This is a genomic window from Pseudomonas sp. JAI111, from assembly GCF_024809425.1.
Lineage (GTDB): Bacteria > Pseudomonadota > Gammaproteobacteria > Pseudomonadales > Pseudomonadaceae > Aquipseudomonas.
On the sequence record NZ_JANUCB010000004.1, the window covers coordinates 272,956 to 288,696 of the forward strand.

Below are 15,741 nucleotides of genomic sequence, written 5' to 3' on the forward strand. Positions count from 1 at the left end.
CCACGCAGCGCATGAGTACGGCAATTTCGGGATGAGCGTCCCGGACACCCATTTGGGACCACTGATGAGGGTAATAACTGTGCTTGAAGCCTACCGCAAACATATCGAAGAGCGCGCAGCACTGGGTATCGTTCCCCAGCCGCTTAACGCCGAACAAACTGCAGGCCTGGTCGAGCTGCTGAAAAATCCCCCGGCTGGCGAAGAAGCTTTCCTCGTTGACCTGATCACCAATCGCGTACCACCTGGAGTGGACGAAGCAGCCTATGTAAAGGCCGGTTTCCTCTCTGCCCTCGCCAAAGGCGAAGCAACCTCCCCTCTGATCGACAAGAAACGCGCTGTTGAACTGCTCGGCACCATGCAAGGCGGCTACAACATCGTCACCCTGGTCAACCTGCTGGACGACGCCGAACTGGCGCCAGTCGCAGCCGAAGAACTCAAGCACACCCTGCTGATGTTCGACGCCTTCCACGACGTCGCAGAACGCGCCAAAAAAGGCAACGTTCACGCCAAAGGCGTGCTGCAATCCTGGGCTGACGGCGAGTGGTTCAAGAACCGCCCTGTCCTGGCCGACAAGATCAGCCTGCGTGTATTCAAGGTCACCGGCGAGACCAACACCGACGACCTGTCCCCTGCTCCTGATGCCTGGTCCCGCCCGGACATCCCGCTGCACGCCCTGGCCATGCTGAAAATGGCCCGTGAAGGCATCGTGCCTGACGTCCAAGGCGTTACCGGCCCGATGAAACAGATCGAAGAAATGCGCGGCCAAGGCTTCCCGATCGCCTACGTCGGCGACGTGGTCGGTACCGGTTCTTCGCGTAAATCCGCCACCAACTCGGTGCTGTGGTTCTTCGGCGACGACGTTCCTTACGTCCCGAACAAGCGTGCCGGCGGTTTCTGCTTCGGCAGCAAGATCGCTCCGATCTTCTACAACACCATGGAAGATGCTGGCGCACTGCCGATCGAATTCGACGTAACCAACATGAACATGGGCGACGTGATCGACCTGTATCCGCATGCTGGCAAAGTCTGCAAACACGGCACTGACGAAGTCCTGACCACCTTCGAAATGAAGACTCCGGTACTGTTGGACGAAGTCCGTGCCGGCGGTCGTATTCCGCTGATCATCGGCCGTGGCCTGACCGAGAAGGCACGTGCCGAACTGGGCCTGCCACCTTCGACCCTGTTCAAACTGCCGGAAGTTCCGGCTGAAAGCACCAAGGGCTACACCCTGGCGCAGAAAATGGTCGGCAAGGCGTGCGGTCTGCCAGAAGGCAAAGGCGTTCGTCCTGGCACCTACTGCGAACCGAAAATGACCACCGTGGGTTCCCAGGACACCACCGGTCCTATGACCCGTGACGAACTGAAAGACCTGGCGTGCCTGGGCTTCTCGGCCGATCTGGTCATGCAGTCGTTCTGCCACACCGCGGCTTATCCTAAGCCGATCGACGTGACCACCCACCACACCCTGCCTGACTTCATCATGACCCGCGGCGGCGTTTCCCTGCGTCCGGGCGACGGCATCATCCACAGCTGGCTGAACCGCATGCTGCTGCCGGACACCGTCGGTACCGGTGGTGACTCGCACACCCGTTTCCCAATGGGCATTTCGTTCCCGGCCGGTTCCGGTCTGGTTGCGTTCGCTGCAGCCACCGGCGTCATGCCGCTGGACATGCCGGAATCGATCCTGGTGCGTTTCAAAGGCAAAATGCAACCGGGCGTCACCCTGCGCGACCTGGTTCACGCCATTCCTTACTTCGCGATCCAGGCTGGCCTGCTGACCGTCGAGAAGAAAGGCAAGAAGAACGCCTTCTCCGGCCGCATCCTGGAAATCGAAGGCCTGGACAACCTGAGCATCGAGCAAGCTTTCGAGCTGTCCGACGCTTCGGCTGAACGTTCGGCTGCCGGTTGCACCATCAAGCTGTCGAAAGAGTCGATCACCGAGTACCTGAACTCCAACATCACCCTGCTGCGCTGGATGATCGGCGAAGGCTATGGTGACGTGCGCACCCTGGAACGTCGTGCTCAAGCGATGGAAGCCTGGGTTGCCAACCCTGAGCTGATGGTTGCCGATGCTGACGCCGAATACGCTGAAATCATCGAAATCGACCTGGCCGACATCAAAGAGCCTGTGCTCTGCGCGCCAAACGATCCGGACGACGCTCGTCTGCTGTCCAGCGTTGCTGGCGAGAAGATCGACGAAGTGTTCATCGGTTCGTGCATGACCAACATCGGTCACTTCCGCGCTGCCGGTAAACTGCTGGATCAGGTCAAGGGTCAGCTTCCAACCCGTCTGTGGCTGTCGCCTCCGACCAAGATGGACGCTCACCAGCTGACCGAAGAAGGCTACTACGGCATCTACGGCAAAGCCGGCGCACGCATGGAAATGCCAGGCTGCTCGCTGTGCATGGGTAACCAGGCACGCGTAGAGCCGAACTCGACTGTAGTGTCGACTTCGACCCGTAACTTCCCGAACCGTCTGGGTGACGGCGCGAACGTCTACCTGGCCTCGGCCGAGCTGGCGTCCGTTGCTTCCATCCTGGGTCGCCTGCCGACCGTCGAGGAATACATGGAATACGCTGGCAAGATCGACAGCATGGCGGCCGATGTCTACCGCTACCTGTCCTTCGACCAGATCGCCGAGTTCCGTGAAGCTGCTGCGAACGCCAACATCCCGGTCGTTCAAGCCTAACGCTACAACGCAATAAAAAACGCCGCCCATCGAGAGATGAGCGGCGTTTTTTTATGCCTGCAGATTTGCAGTAACCCCACACAACGGATCGGCGTACACGCTCCGCTCCTCACCACTCAACAGTCCGAGCGGTAGCTCGCCTGCAGCTTTTGATCCACCCGCCCCTTCGGAACGCAGAGCGTCCCTGGCTGCATTCCCACGCGGAGCGTAGGGAACGATCAGTGGGGTAGCTGGAAGAGAATGGTCGGCTGACAGGCCGCCATCGCCGGCAGGCCAGCTCCCACAGTAAATCGAGGTGTCCCCCCGCTCTTCACCACTCAATAGGCCGAGCGGTAGCTCGCCTGCTTTTGATCTTGATCTACCCGCCCCTTCGGCAGGCTGAGTGGAGGCGTTCATCTGGGGGGTAGGCGCGTAGCGCCGTGCGGCGAAGCCGCACACATCGAGAGGAGGTCGTCGCGAAGCAGACCGGAGGCGATGCCCCCAGATGAATGCCGGAGCGAAGGAACACCGAGCCCCAGCGAGGGGCCGGACGCCGGGGCGAGCCTTTTTTTTGCTTACTTTTTTTGAGGCGTTTGTCAAAAAAAGTGAGTCGCCGTCAGGGCGAAACCCTAAGCCGCCGTTACCGCAGCAACGGATATGTACCCGATCAACCCAAAACATGGTCGGCCCAAAGGCCGCCACTAAACAGAAGGCTTGAGAGCCTGCCGCACAGCATCATCAACACTCAACCCACTAAGAAACACCTGCTCCAACTCCTGCGTCGGCAACATCGAAAGCACCGCCTTCGCCTCATGCTTAAGCCGCGCCAGAATCAACAACATATCCAACGCCCGCACCTGCAAAAAGAACACCTCCAGCGCCTCGATACTCGTGCCATCCAGATCCGGCGACTCCTCCAGACTAAGAATAATCGTATGCACCGGCGGCTCCGCATGCCGCGCCAGACGCAACGCACCACCCAAAATACGCTCCACGTTAGCGAAAAACAGCGCCTCGCTGGGCCGCACAATCAGCACGCCAGGAATTTTATGGGCATCCGGATGACGCTGCACATCAACATAATCATGACCGCCGCCCATCTGCCCCAACACCTGAATATCCGCCGACGACATCTGCTTGAGCATCAGCACCACACTGATCGCCACCGCCACAAGCAAACCATCCAGCACGCCCAACACCAACACCGCCGCCACCGCACAAATCACCAGCAGACGATCACGACGCCAGATGAAATAGCGGCCCAATGGCTGAAGACTCAAACCCCGCGCCAAGGCATAAATAACGATGGCGGCCAACACCGGCTCAGGCGTCAAGGCGATGTAAGGCAATACCGTCAAAACGATCAACAACACCACCGCCGCCGCGACCACCCCGGACAGCCGTGAACCGGCACCCGCCGCCTCATTCGCCGACGTCGCGGAATAACCGGCACCCGCCGGCATGCCATGGAACAGGCCAGACAGCAGATTCGCCGCCCCCAGGGCCAGCAGGTCACGGTTCGACGAAACCCGGTCATTATGCTTAAGCGCAAAAGAGGTAATTGATCCATAGGATTCGGCATACAGAATCATCACCATGGCAAACGCCAACTCCCCCAGGCGCAACCAGTCGGCAAATGGCAACACCGGCAGCCTCGGCACTTCAAGGCTCAGGTCTATCACCCCGATCAGATCCACTCCATAAGCCGGCAAGTTCAGCCACTGACCGGCGGCGATGCCGAGCGCCACCACCAGTAAACCGCCCGGGACATGCCGTAACCGCGCGCACAGCCCCAACACCAGCAGTGCGACCGCCGCGACCAGCAAACCAACGCGATTCCATTGCGACCACTGTTCCAGCAGCTGCGGGACAAAACGGATCAGGTTGCCATTGCTCAGGTGCACATCGACGATGCTCGCGAACTGCTTGAGGATGATGGTAAGCGCCAACCCCAAGGCAAAGCCGCGCAGTACCGGTTTGGCGATAAACGAGGTGACGCTGCCGAGCTTGAACAGGCCGGCCAGCACAAACAGCCCGCCGGTGACCAATACAAGACCGATTGCCAGCGTCATGCGCAAACCTGAATCGCCATTAGCCAATGTGGCAGTGGCCGCAGCCAGAACTGCCGCCGAAGACGAGGTCGCCGAAACAATCGCAAAGCGACTGGTGCCCAACAACGCGTAGCACAGCAAACCGGCGAACAATGCGATGACCCCGGCCTGGGGCGGCACCGCGGCAATGCTCGAATAGGCCACCGCCTCCGGCAACAGCAAACCGGCAATCGACAGCCCGGCCAACAGGTCTCGCCAACGGTTGGGGGAATCGGCAAGAGGTTGCACCGATACGCCTTGAACACGAGCCATGGAGCGTCTCCAGAGAAAGATCAACAAGCCGTCTACGACGCGCCAATGATGGCTCTTAGGTTAACCGTTAATCCGGTTGGGCGTGTGCTTTGGGTCATGGCACAGGCCATAAAAAACGCGGCCCTTTTGCAAGGAGCCGCGTTTTTTTGTGTTGATCGTTGATCATTCCCACGCTCAAGCGGGAACGATCATGCGTCAGGCAGTCAACGAATAGATCAACGCCGAAATCGCCACCAGCCCTACCGCTGTCACGAAGACGTTGGACGCCTGGCCGCGATAACGGGCCATTGCCGGCACTTTGCGGATTGCGTACATCGGCATCAGGAACAGAATCGCCGCGATGACCGGGCCGCCGAGGGTTTCGATCATGCCCAGGATGCTCGGGTTCAGCGTGGCCACCACCCAGCACACCACCAGCATGAAGGCGGCGGTCAGGCGGTCGAGCGTCTTCGGCGCCGGACGCTTGCCGCTTTTCACGATCAGGCCTTTAAGACCTTCGCTGGCGCCGATGTAGTGACCCAGGAATGACTTGGAAATGGCCACGAACGCAATCAGCGGCGCTGCGAAAGCAATGGTCGGGTTGCTGAAGTGGTTGGCCAGGTACGACAGGATCGACAGGTTCTGTGCCTTGGCTTCGGCCAGTTGCGCCGGGGACAGGGTCAGTACGCAACTGAAGACGAAAAACAGCACCATCACCACCATCAAGAGGTGGGCGCGAGACAGGATTTGCGAGCTGCGCTCCTCGGCGTGTTCACCGTAGCGACGCTTCTGGTCCACCGCAAACGCCGAGATGATCGGCGAGTGGTTAAACGAGAACACCATCACCGGAATCGCCAGCCACAACGTATGCAGCAGTGCCGACGGCTCGGGCAGGGTCGACGCCGTGGTCAGGATGCCACCGTTCCAGTGCGGAATCAGGAACACCGCGAGGAACAGCAACGCCACAATAAACGGGTACACCATCAGGCTCATGGCCTTGACGATCGCCTGCTCGCCACAGCGCACCACGGCCAGCAGACCGAGGATCAACACCAGCGACAGCACGGCGCGTGGTGGCGGCGTGATGTGCAGTTGATGCTCAAGGAAGCTGCCGACGGTATTGGTCAGGGCCACGCTGTAAATCAGCAGGATCGGGAAGATCGCAAAGAAGTACAGCAAGGTGATCAGCGCACCGGCCTTGAGACCGAAGTGTTCTTCCACCACTTCGGTGATGTCGGCGCCTTCGCGACCGGACAACACGAAGCGTGTCAGGCCACGGTGTGCGTAAAAGGTCATGGGAAACGCCAACAGCGCCAGAATCAACAGCGGCCAGAAGCCGCCCAGACCTGCGTTGATCGGCAAAAACAGGGTACCCGCGCCGATGGCCGTGCCAAACAGGCCCAGCATCCAGGTGGTGTCATGGCGATTCCAGCTTGTGAGGGTCGCTGGTGTCGCCGCTACATAGCGTTCGTCGACGCTATTGGCCTGATCATTCATCCGGTGGGATCTCCGCATTCCGGTCATTTGCTACCCGGTCAGGACGAGTCGGAAAAAACCGACGGGCAGCGCCCTGGCCGAAACAGGGGCGCGATTGTCCGGGATTAATGAACAGAAGCAAAGACTTAGCTGAGGAGTGGTGGTACGGATCAGATTCGTGAAGCACACCATTGAATGGATATGTAAAAAATCTATCCAACAAAAGATCGGCCTCATGTAACTTTCAAGCCTGACTGCCGACCGGCAGCCGCACATCACGGAGCGCCCCCATGCCACTCGTTCGCGTCGATATCAAACAACATCAGGACCCCACTTTCGCCAAGCGTGTCGGGCAGTTGATCTACGCCGCCATGCACAGCGCCATTGGTGTACCGGAAAACGATAATTTCCAGATTCTTGCCGAGCACGACGAACAGCATTTCATCTTCGATCCCGGCTATTTAGGCATCAAGCGCACCGACGCGCTGGTGGTGATTCAGATCACCCTGAGCGAAGGCCGCACCGTCGAACAGAAAAAGCTGCTCTACAAAACCATCGCCGAAAACCTGAATACGGAACTGGCGATACGCCTGGAAGATGTCTTCATCAATCTGGTGGAGGTCAAAAAAGAAAACTGGTCTTTTGGCAACGGAATCGCTCAATACGCCATTTGAGTGGTCGAATGATTGACCTTTACCGACCCAGGGAGCAATTCCATGAAACAGGCCGCGTATATCGCGTTCGCTCTGCTCGGCCTGATCTGGGGCACCAACTTCATTTTCATGAAGTGGGCAGCCGAATGGATTACTCCCACGCAAATCGTGTTCCTGCGCGTGCTGTTCGGGTTCTTGCCAATCCTGGCCTTTGCCCTCGCACGTCGCAGCTTGAGCTGGTCGCACCTGCGCTATAGCCATCACTTCCTGGTGATGAGTTTGCTGGCGACATCGATCTACTACTACGCCTTTGCCAAAGGCACCTCGTTATTGCTGTCCAGCGTGGCCGGGATGCTCAGCGGCGCGATCCCTCTGTTTTCGTTCATCACGGCGTGGCTTTTCCTGCGTGCAGAACCCTTGAACGCCCGCACGGCTTTCGGCATTGCCCTTGGCTTTATCGGCGTAATACTGATCGCACGTCCCTGGAACAGCCTGGCGGCCGGCGTCGATGCCAGCGGCGTGCTGTACATGATCGCCGGCTCGCTGAGCGTCGGCTGCTCGTTCGTCTATGCCCGACGATTCATCACACCACTGGGGCTGTCACCACTGGCGCTGTCGACCTATCAGATAGGTTTCGCCCTGGTGCTCATCACGCTTGTCACCGACATGCACGGCATCGCGCACATTTCACTCGACCCCGTGGCGCTGGCCGGGGTAATCCTGGGCCTTGGACTGGCCGGAACCGGCGTGGCCTACATCCTTTATTACTACATCGTGCAACGCTTGGGCGCCCTCGCCGCTTCGGGTGTCACGTACATTCCGCCGGTGGTTGCCTTGCTGATCGGCACGTTGCTGGTGGGCGAACCGATCGAACTCCTCGATTTGCTGGCAATGCTGCTGATCCTGGGTGGCGTTTACGTCCTGCAATCGAGCGCGAAGAAACCAATCGCAGCCCCGACTATTGCGGCGAAGCGCGCTATTGATCGATTGTCGGCGCGTTGACCCTGCTCCAGCACCACCCGCGCAGACGCGTCGCCCGATGAAATTCTCGACGCAGCCCGGACATTTTTGACATCGCAAGGATCAACGGTGCCATCAATCGCGTGTGCAATCCCCGGCCGTTGCTAAACTCCTCTGGAATCAGCAATCTGAAGCAACATTCTAGAACCGACATTCCGATGCCTACAGGAGCCCAGCATGCCTGCAACCGTTCTGGTACTGGTTGAAACCATCAACGATTATCTGCCGATTCTCGAGCATCAGGGTTTCCACCTGATCCTCGCCCCGACACCTGCCGAACGTGCAGAAGCTATCACTCGGCATAGCGGTCAGATCGATGCCGTGCTGACCCGCGGCCCCTTGGGCCTGTATGCCGATGAAATCGCCGCGCTGCCCAACCTCAAGATCATCTGCGTGATCGGCGCCGGTTACGAACACGTCGACCTGCAAGCCGCCGCCGACCGGGACATCACCGTAACCAATGGCGCCGGCGTCAATGCCTCCTCGGTTGCCGACCATGCCATGGCGATGTTGCTCTCGCTGGTGCGCGACATTCCCCGTTGCGACGCTGCCGTGCGCCGTGGGGAGTGGCCGAAGATCATGCGCCCGTCCCTGGCCGGCAAGCGTCTGGGGATTCTCGGCCTGGGCGCGGTTGGCATGGCCATCGCCAAGCGTGCCAGCGCCGGCTTCGACATGACCGTCAGTTACCACAATCGCCAGCATCGCAGCGACGTTCCCTATGCCTTCTGCTCGACGCCAACCGAACTGGCGCGCGCCTCGGACTTTCTGATCGTCGCCACACCCGGCGGGTTGGGCACCAAACACCTGATCAACAAGCAAGTACTCGACGCCCTGGGCCCGAAAGGCTTTGTCGTGAACATCGCCCGGGCCTCCGTGATCGCCACCGCCGACCTGATCAGCGCACTGGAACAAAGACGCATCGCCGGTGCCGCACTGGATGTGTTCGATGCCGAGCCGCAAGTGCCCGATGCCTTGAAAACGCTGGCTAATGTAATTCTGACGCCCCACGTCGCGGGATTGTCCCCGGAGGCGACCCAAGGGACTGTTGAACTGGTGGGGAAAAACCTGGTGGCGTTCTTCTCCGGTCACCCGGTGCTGACGCCCATTACCTTGCCGTCAGCACTGAGCAGCGTGGAGCTTTGAAGCCATTCAAACGGGTGTATCAAATACAATGATTGCCCGGCAACACGCTCACCTATAAGGCCCGATGATGGTTGTGGGGGCCGGGTGCGCGCATTAGATTAGCCAATAATCGCAGGCCTCCAGAATAAGCAGAAGGGATAAGCATGGCGCTTACTGACCAGTCCACCCGTATCCGCTCCGGCGAAGAACTCGATGCCAGCCTGATCGATCCGTACCTCAAGGCCCACATTCCGGGTCTGAGCGGTTTACCCCGGATCAGCCAGTTCCCCGGCGGCGCGTCGAACCTGACCTACTTGCTGGAATACCCGGAACAGGAGTTCGTCCTGCGCCGCCCGCCGTTTGGCCACAAAGCCAAATCCGCCCATGACATGGGCCGTGAATTCCGCATCCTCAATCAACTGCGCGACGGCTTTCCGTATTGCCCGAAAGCCTATGTGCATTGCACCGACGAATCGGTGATCGGCGCCGAATTCTATGTGATGGAACGGGTCAAGGGGATCATCCTGCGCTCCGAACTGCCCCCGGAACTGGGCCTGGATTCGGCGAAAACCGAAGCCTTGTGCAAGAGCTTCATCGACAAGTTCGTTGAACTGCACCGCGTCGATTACAACGCCTATGGCCTGGGCGACCTCGGCAGGCCCGAAGGCTACGTGGCACGGCAAATCAAGGGCTGGAGCGATCGCTACGAAAAAGCGCTGACCCCGGACGCGCCAAAGTGGGAAGCGGTCAAGGCGTGGCTGAACGACAAAATGCCGGCCGATCACCCGACCTCAAGCATCGTCCATAACGACTATCGCTTCGACAATGTGATCCTCGACCCGAACAACCCGATGCAGATCATCGGCGTGCTCGATTGGGAACTGACCACCCTTGGCGACCCGCTGATGGACCTGGGCAACACCCTCGCCTACTGGATCGAAGCCGACGACCCGGCACCGGTGCAACTGATGCGACGCCAGCCCAGCCATGCCCCGGGCATGCTGACCCGACGCGAGTTCGTTGATTACTACGCCGAGCGCTCGGGCATCCAGATCGACAACTTCGATTTCTACTACACCTATGGCCTGTTCCGCCTCGCCGGCATCGTGCAACAGATCTACTACCGCTTCTTCCATGGTCAGACCCAGGACAAACGCTTCGCGCAGTTCATTCACATGAACAAACTGCTGGAGCAAATGAGCCTGCAAGTCATCCAGAAATCCTGCCTTTGATTACGCGCCTGGCCCAATAACAAGACTTTTCATAAGAGAATCCCATGTCCAAGACTCAGTTGTTCGACCTCGACGGCAAGATCGCTTTCGTCTCCGGCGCCAGCCGTGGCATCGGTGAAGCCATCGCCAAGCTTCTGGCCCAGCAAGGCGCCCACGTCATCGTCTCGAGCCGCAAACTCGACGGCTGCCAACACGTGGCCGACGCCATCATCGCCGACGGCGGCAAAGCCACCGCAGTGGCCTGCCACATTGGTGAAATGGAGCAGATCAGCCAGGTCTTCGCCGGCATCCGCGAACAGTTCGGGCGCCTGGATATCCTGGTCAACAACGCGGCAACCAATCCGCAGTTCTGCAACGTACTGGACACCGACCTCAGCGCCTTCCAGAAAACTGTCGACGTGAACATTCGCGGTTACTTCTTCATGTCGGTCGAAGCCGGCAAACTGATGCGCGAACAGGGCGGCGGCAGCATCATCAACGTCGCGTCGATCAACGGCATCTCGCCGGGCATCTTCCAGGGCATCTACTCGGTGACCAAAGCGGCAGTGATCAACATGACCAAAGTGTTCGCCAAGGAATGCGCGCAATTCGGCATTCGCTGCAACGCCCTGCTGCCAGGTCTGACTGACACCAAGTTCGCTTCGGCGCTGGTGAAGAACGAAGCCATCTTGAACACCGCGCTACAGCAGATTCCGCTGAAACGTGTGGCGGATCCGAGCGAGATGGCCGGCGCCGTGTTGTATCTGGCGAGCGATGCGTCCAGCTACACCACCGGGGTTTCGCTGAACGTGGATGGCGGGTTCTTGTCCTGATCCGTTTCACCTGATGAAGAAAAGGCAGCCTTGGCTGCCTTTTTTATTTCCCACGGACCTACACCCCCCAATGTAGGAGCTGTCGAGTGAAACGAGGCTGCGATCTTTTGCTCTTCGGCGGTCTGAAGTCGTCAGAAGATCAAGATCAAAAGATCGCAGCCTCGTTTCACTCGACAGCTCCTACAGGAGGATGACAAAAGTATTTTTGTTCTATTATTTGCATTATGAGAATTTATATTCCATAAATAGTCTTCTCGAAAATAAGATCCAGAAGGCCCCAGCTATGCGCGAACTCGGTATCGGACTCATCGGCACAGGTTTCATGGGCCGTGCCCACGCCTTGGCGTTTCGTAACGTCAGTGCAGTCTTCGAACTCCCCTTCAAGCTCAAGCTTGCCGCCCTCGCCGATGTCGATCCGCAGCGCGCCCGAAACTGTGCGCAGGCCTGGGGCTTTGAAACGGCTCACTCCGACTGGCAACAGTTGATCGATGACCCGAAGGTCAATCTCGTCGCCATCACCACGCCCAATCATCTCCACTACCCCATGGCCATGGCCGCCCTCGCCGCCGGCAAAGCGGTGTATTGCGAAAAGCCTTTGGCGGTGAATCTGGAGCAAGCCGCCGCCATGCGCCAGGCGGCCAAAGCGGCAGGTGTGGTGACGCGGGTGGGTTACAACTATCAGCACAACCCGATCATCGAGCTGGCGCGGTCGTTGATCGACAGCGGCAAGCTGGGGCAGATCATCAGTTTTGAGGGAGAGTTCAGCGAGGATTTCATGGCCGACCCAGCTTCACCCTGGTCGTGGCGTTGCGATGCCGGTCATGCGGGCGGCGCGCTGGCGGACCTGGGCAGCCATTTGCTGGCGATGGCGCGTTATCTGGTGGGTGACGTCGAGGCCGTTTGTGCGAGCACTCAAACCGTGCACCGGCAGCGTCCTGCTACGGCCGGCAGTCAGGAACAACGGCCCATTGCGGTCGACGATCACGTCCATGCGCTGCTGCGATTCGCCAATGGCGCCCAAGGGACGTTCAGCAGCAGTTGGCTCAAGCAAGGCTACAAGAATCACCTGAGTTTCGAGATCGGCGGTACCGCAGGCACGCTGGCATTCGATCAGGAGCGCTTGAACGAATTACGCCTGTATCGCAGCGGCCAGGACGGTTTCCAGCGTTTGCTGGCAGGGCCTGACCTGCCAGGTTACGCAGCATTCAGCCCGGCGGCGGGTCACCAACTGGGTTACAACGAATTGAAGACCCTGGAAGTGCATGACCTGGTGTTGGCCCTTGCCGGCCTTTCCCAAGGGGGAACTGACTTTGAGCAAGCCTGGGAAGTCGAACGACTGGCGACAGCGATTCGCTTGGCTGCGAATGAGTCAAGGTGGGTAGCAATAGAAGAAGTCTGAGGCACGCCACGGGCGATCCGTCGCCCATGGCTTGAAAGAGGCTTTCGCCCGGGTCTTACTGGGTGACGCAACGGGTCAGCGTGGTCGTGCGGGTGACTTGTGCATCAACCCGTGCATCGCCTTGTACATCGGTTTTATCCGTGGTTTCACAGGTGCGTTGTGGAATCGGCGGCGGAGCGGCTGGCGGTGGAGGCGGCGGACTGGAGCAACCGCCGAGAATCGCCACGCAGAAGGCGAGCGACAGAGGCGAAAAAACACATTTCCCAAAACTGTTCATAGGCGGACTCGCGGTCAGTAATCGACACTTTCCGCGACCCGACGACAACACCGCGAACCCGCGGACCGGTCACAGAAAATTATACCCTCGCATTTCTTATAGCCCAGTCACCCGTCAATGCCAGCAAATAAGCCACTTTGGCCCCATTCAAAGCACAAAAACGACAGTCTCCATTACCCCCTGTCCGAGCGATGCAAGCTGTTACTTTCAAGTTCATAGCGCAATTCTTCAACCAACGCCTGAATCGCCTCGGGTGTTCCGAGGTTTGTGACCTTCAATCCGCTGACCACGAGGTCGACCTGCCCCGAGACGGGATGATAAAGCTTCACCGTCACCGAGTTATCGCCCGAAACACTGCACTCACAGGCCCGAGGAGAAAACTGCTGCTCCAGTTGCGCGCGCAGTTGCGCTATATGAATCATCAAAACTCACCCTTGGGCTGGCTGGCTATCCCGTCGATTGCAACGGTGTGGAATTGGGGAAGCATGCGACTGTTCCTTAATCTGTTTCATAGAGGATGCGACACAGGTCAACAAAGCCCATGTCGCACCCTCACAGATTAAAAACACTGAGCACTAGCAAAAACATTCATTTGCACCGTCCCGACTAGTGCATTTGCACCCTATCGCTGTGGCTTGGGTCGCCGTTCGCTGGCGAACAATCCCCGTTCCCGCGCCCACACAATTGCTTCACTGCGACTGTGCACGTCGAGTTTGGAATACACCGTCGACACATGATTACGCACAGTATTGGGTGCCAGTTTCAGGCGCGCGGCGATTTCCTTGTCGGCCAGTCCCTCGCAGATCAGCTCGAGTACATCGCGCTCCCGGGCGGTCAGGTCGGTGAAGGACACGCTGGGCAACTGCGGCGAGTTGACGCTCTTCACATTGGCCAGCTTTTCAATGAGCGTCCGGCTGAACCAGGAGGCGTCTTTCATCACCTCTTCAATCGCCGCCACCAGCTCAAGTTCAGTGCGTTTACGTTCGGTGATGTCCATCAACACCAACAGGTAGCAGGGATTGTCCTGAATGTTGACCATGTCGGCCGACACCGCGCAGTCGAGCAATTGCGTGTCTTTCCTGCGGATCCTGACATCGACCCGGTCCAGGCTTCCGGTCTTCTCCAGCACCGCAAACAGCCGTGAGCGAGCGGCCTTGTCATCGATAAAATCGATCTCCGCGACGGTTTTGCCGAGGACATCTTCACTGCTGTACACCAGGGTATCCAGGAAGGCTTCGTTGACATCGATCACCACCTGGTCCTCTGCGTTGCAGACCAGGGTCGGGACCGGCATCAAGCGAAACGCTTTGGCGAAGCGCTCCTCACTCTGACGCAAGGCAATTTCGACCTTGTGCCGTGGGTCCATGTCGACGAAGGAAAACAGCATGCAGTCTTCTTCGTGCAGTTCCAGCGGTTGCCCGGCGACGATCACCTGTTTGCTGCCACCTCCCGCGACTTTCAGCTCGGCTTGCATCTGCGGAATCGTGGCGTGCTCGCGCAGTCGTTGAATTGCCAGGTCTTTCTTTTCGGCACCTTCCAGGATGTCCAGTTCATACGTCGATACGCCGATCACCTGATCACGGGTATAGCCGGTCATCTCCAGAAAACCGGAATTGACCTTGATGTAACGCAAGTCACTGAGACGACAGATCACTGCCGGCGCGGGATTGGCGTTGAAGGTCTTTTCGAACCGTTGCTCGGCGCTGGCCCATTCGGTGACGTCATCCATGATCAGTACCAGCGACTCCGGTTCCCCGGCGCTATCGGCCAACACCATGCTGCGCACGTTGTGCACCCAGGTGCGCTCTTCGTCGTCGACCGGCGTCACTTCTACCAGCACATCACTGAAGGTCTCGCCCTTGGCGACGCGGCTGATCGGGTAGTTTTCCGGCGGCACCGGGTGATTGTTGCGATAGCGCAAAGCGAAACGCTTGGCATACGCCTTGGCATTCTCTCCCAACTCGCCGATCCGACTGACGCCGTGCATGGCCAGCGCGGCGTCATTGGCCCAAAGGATGGTCTGGTCGAGTTCCAGCAGAATCACCCCGTCGGACAACCCGGCGATGATTTGCTGCAACTGTCGGCGATTGGTTTCGGTGGTCAGGACGTCCTGGCTCATTGGATCTCCACGCTTGCGGCGGCGCATTAGCGCCAGTCTGTGAAGATTACGACCGCACGGTGATGGGATAGTGCAGCGAACAATTCCCGCCTTGCGCCATAGCGCGTGACACACCCGCAGAGTCAGCCCCGGCTCAAACAACAAAGTGTTTTAATACGCTTTATGACCTGTCAGGAGAGTTGCCGTGATGCTGGATACGATGCATTTCACCCCGTGGTCCGCGTTGGCGGGCGGCGCGTTGATCGGCTTGGCGGCCAGCCTGCTGGTGGTGGCCAATGGACGGGTGGCCGGGATCAGCGGTTTGCTCGGCAGCCTGATGTCCCCGACGGATTCGGGGCGTGGTGAAAAAGCCTTGTTCATCCTTGGGCTACTGGCCGCCCCGCTGGTGTGGGCGTTGTTTCAGGCATGGCCGACCATTGAGTTCAAGACCGGTGCCGTTGGGTTGGTCGTCGCGGGATTGTGCGTCGGGATCGGCACCCGCTATGGCTCGGGATGCACCAGCGGCCATGGGGTATGTGGTATTTCGCGGTTGTCGCCACGCTCTATCGTCGCGACGTTGTGTTTCATGTTCGCAGGGTTTGTGACGGTGTTTGTGCTGCGTCATTTGTTGGGGTTTTGAGC

At 58.9% G+C, this 15,741-nt stretch carries 13 protein-coding genes; 8 read left to right on the plus strand and 5 right to left on the minus strand.

What is annotated here, in order from left to right:
* Positions 1–79: 79 nt before the first annotated feature.
* Complete coding sequence (gene acnB, locus HNR03_RS15355; RefSeq protein ID WP_259154723.1) at positions 80–2,689, plus strand: bifunctional aconitate hydratase 2/2-methylisocitrate dehydratase; 2,610 nt, start codon at positions 80–82, stop codon at positions 2,687–2,689.
* Positions 2,690–3,369: 680 nt separating this feature from the next.
* Here the strand turns inward: acnB and HNR03_RS15360 are convergent.
* Positions 3,370–5,031 carry a SulP family inorganic anion transporter gene (locus tag HNR03_RS15360; protein ID WP_259154442.1) on the minus strand — a complete coding sequence of 554 codons (1,662 nt, stop codon included), beginning with the start codon at positions 5,029–5,031 and terminating at the stop codon, positions 3,370–3,372.
* Positions 5,032–5,226: 195 nt separating this feature from the next.
* Entirely contained in the window at positions 5,227–6,507 is a 1,281-nt protein-coding gene (locus tag HNR03_RS15365; RefSeq protein ID WP_259154443.1) for a serine/threonine transporter, read from the minus strand.
* 269 nt (positions 6,508–6,776) lie between these two features.
* Between HNR03_RS15365 and HNR03_RS15370 the strand changes: the two genes are divergently transcribed.
* The 6 genes from HNR03_RS15370 to HNR03_RS15395 all read left to right on the plus strand — a co-directional run bounded on the left by HNR03_RS15370 (position 6,777) and on the right by HNR03_RS15395 (position 12,724).
* A complete protein-coding gene (locus HNR03_RS15370) occupies positions 6,777–7,160 on the plus strand; it encodes a tautomerase family protein (RefSeq protein ID WP_259154445.1) in 384 nt (127 codons plus the stop codon).
* Between the two features lie 42 nt (positions 7,161–7,202).
* Positions 7,203–8,141 (plus strand): DMT family transporter, encoded by a 939-nt coding sequence (locus HNR03_RS15375; protein ID WP_259154447.1) that lies wholly within the window; start codon positions 7,203–7,205, stop codon positions 8,139–8,141.
* Positions 8,142–8,336: 195 nt separating this feature from the next.
* The gene (locus tag HNR03_RS15380; RefSeq protein ID WP_259154449.1) at positions 8,337–9,302 is read left to right on the plus strand and encodes a 2-hydroxyacid dehydrogenase; all 966 of its coding nucleotides are present in this window, start codon (positions 8,337–8,339) and stop codon (positions 9,300–9,302) included.
* 143 nt (positions 9,303–9,445) lie between these two features.
* Positions 9,446–10,513, plus strand: coding sequence for a phosphotransferase family protein (locus HNR03_RS15385; protein WP_259154451.1), 1,068 nt, complete (start codon positions 9,446–9,448; stop codon positions 10,511–10,513).
* Positions 10,514–10,557: 44 nt separating this feature from the next.
* The gene (locus HNR03_RS15390) at positions 10,558–11,325 is read left to right on the plus strand and encodes an SDR family oxidoreductase (protein WP_259154453.1); all 768 of its coding nucleotides are present in this window, start codon (positions 10,558–10,560) and stop codon (positions 11,323–11,325) included.
* A 283-nt stretch (positions 11,326–11,608) separates the two neighbouring features.
* Positions 11,609–12,724 (plus strand): Gfo/Idh/MocA family protein, encoded by a 1,116-nt coding sequence (locus HNR03_RS15395; protein WP_259154455.1) that lies wholly within the window; start codon positions 11,609–11,611, stop codon positions 12,722–12,724.
* A 55-nt stretch (positions 12,725–12,779) separates the two neighbouring features.
* Here HNR03_RS15395 and HNR03_RS15400 read toward each other — a convergent pair whose 3' ends face one another.
* The 3 genes from HNR03_RS15400 to HNR03_RS15410 all read right to left on the minus strand — a co-directional run bounded on the left by HNR03_RS15400 (position 12,780) and on the right by HNR03_RS15410 (position 15,120).
* Positions 12,780–13,001, minus strand: coding sequence for a hypothetical protein (locus HNR03_RS15400; protein WP_259154456.1), 222 nt, complete (start codon positions 12,999–13,001; stop codon positions 12,780–12,782).
* A gap of 173 nt (positions 13,002–13,174) precedes the next feature.
* On the minus strand, positions 13,175–13,423 hold the full coding sequence (locus tag HNR03_RS15405) for a DUF1652 domain-containing protein (protein ID WP_259154457.1): 249 nt from the start codon (positions 13,421–13,423) through the stop codon (positions 13,175–13,177).
* A gap of 200 nt (positions 13,424–13,623) precedes the next feature.
* Entirely contained in the window at positions 13,624–15,120 is a 1,497-nt protein-coding gene (locus HNR03_RS15410) for a helix-turn-helix transcriptional regulator (protein ID WP_259154458.1), read from the minus strand.
* Positions 15,121–15,307: 187 nt separating this feature from the next.
* Between HNR03_RS15410 and HNR03_RS15415 the strand changes: the two genes are divergently transcribed.
* Positions 15,308–15,739: a YeeE/YedE family protein gene (locus HNR03_RS15415; RefSeq protein ID WP_405046056.1), complete on the plus strand. Its 432-nt coding sequence runs from the start codon at positions 15,308–15,310 to the stop codon at positions 15,737–15,739.
* The last annotated feature ends 2 nt before the right edge of the window (positions 15,740–15,741 follow it).

Bases quoted from the DNA above. Each gene is read 5' to 3' on its own strand.
- HNR03_RS15360 (WP_259154442.1), bottom strand. From the start codon at position 5,031: ATGGCTCGTGTTCAAGGCGTATCGGTGCAACCTCTTGCCGATTCCCCC.
- HNR03_RS15365 (WP_259154443.1), bottom strand. From the start codon at position 6,507: ATGAATGATCAGGCCAATAGCGTCGACGAACGCTATGTAGCGGCGACA.
- HNR03_RS15370 (WP_259154445.1), top strand. From the start codon at position 6,777: ATGCCACTCGTTCGCGTCGATATCAAACAACATCAGGACCCCACTTTC.
- HNR03_RS15375 (WP_259154447.1), top strand. From the start codon at position 7,203: ATGAAACAGGCCGCGTATATCGCGTTCGCTCTGCTCGGCCTGATCTGG.
- HNR03_RS15380 (WP_259154449.1), top strand. From the start codon at position 8,337: ATGCCTGCAACCGTTCTGGTACTGGTTGAAACCATCAACGATTATCTG.
- HNR03_RS15385 (WP_259154451.1), top strand. From the start codon at position 9,446: ATGGCGCTTACTGACCAGTCCACCCGTATCCGCTCCGGCGAAGAACTC.
- HNR03_RS15390 (WP_259154453.1), top strand. From the start codon at position 10,558: ATGTCCAAGACTCAGTTGTTCGACCTCGACGGCAAGATCGCTTTCGTC.
- HNR03_RS15395 (WP_259154455.1), top strand. From the start codon at position 11,609: ATGCGCGAACTCGGTATCGGACTCATCGGCACAGGTTTCATGGGCCGT.
- HNR03_RS15400 (WP_259154456.1), bottom strand. From the start codon at position 13,001: ATGAACAGTTTTGGGAAATGTGTTTTTTCGCCTCTGTCGCTCGCCTTC.
- HNR03_RS15405 (WP_259154457.1), bottom strand. From the start codon at position 13,423: ATGATTCATATAGCGCAACTGCGCGCGCAACTGGAGCAGCAGTTTTCT.
- HNR03_RS15410 (WP_259154458.1), bottom strand. From the start codon at position 15,120: ATGAGCCAGGACGTCCTGACCACCGAAACCAATCGCCGACAGTTGCAG.
- HNR03_RS15415 (WP_405046056.1), top strand. From the start codon at position 15,308: ATGCTGGATACGATGCATTTCACCCCGTGGTCCGCGTTGGCGGGCGGC.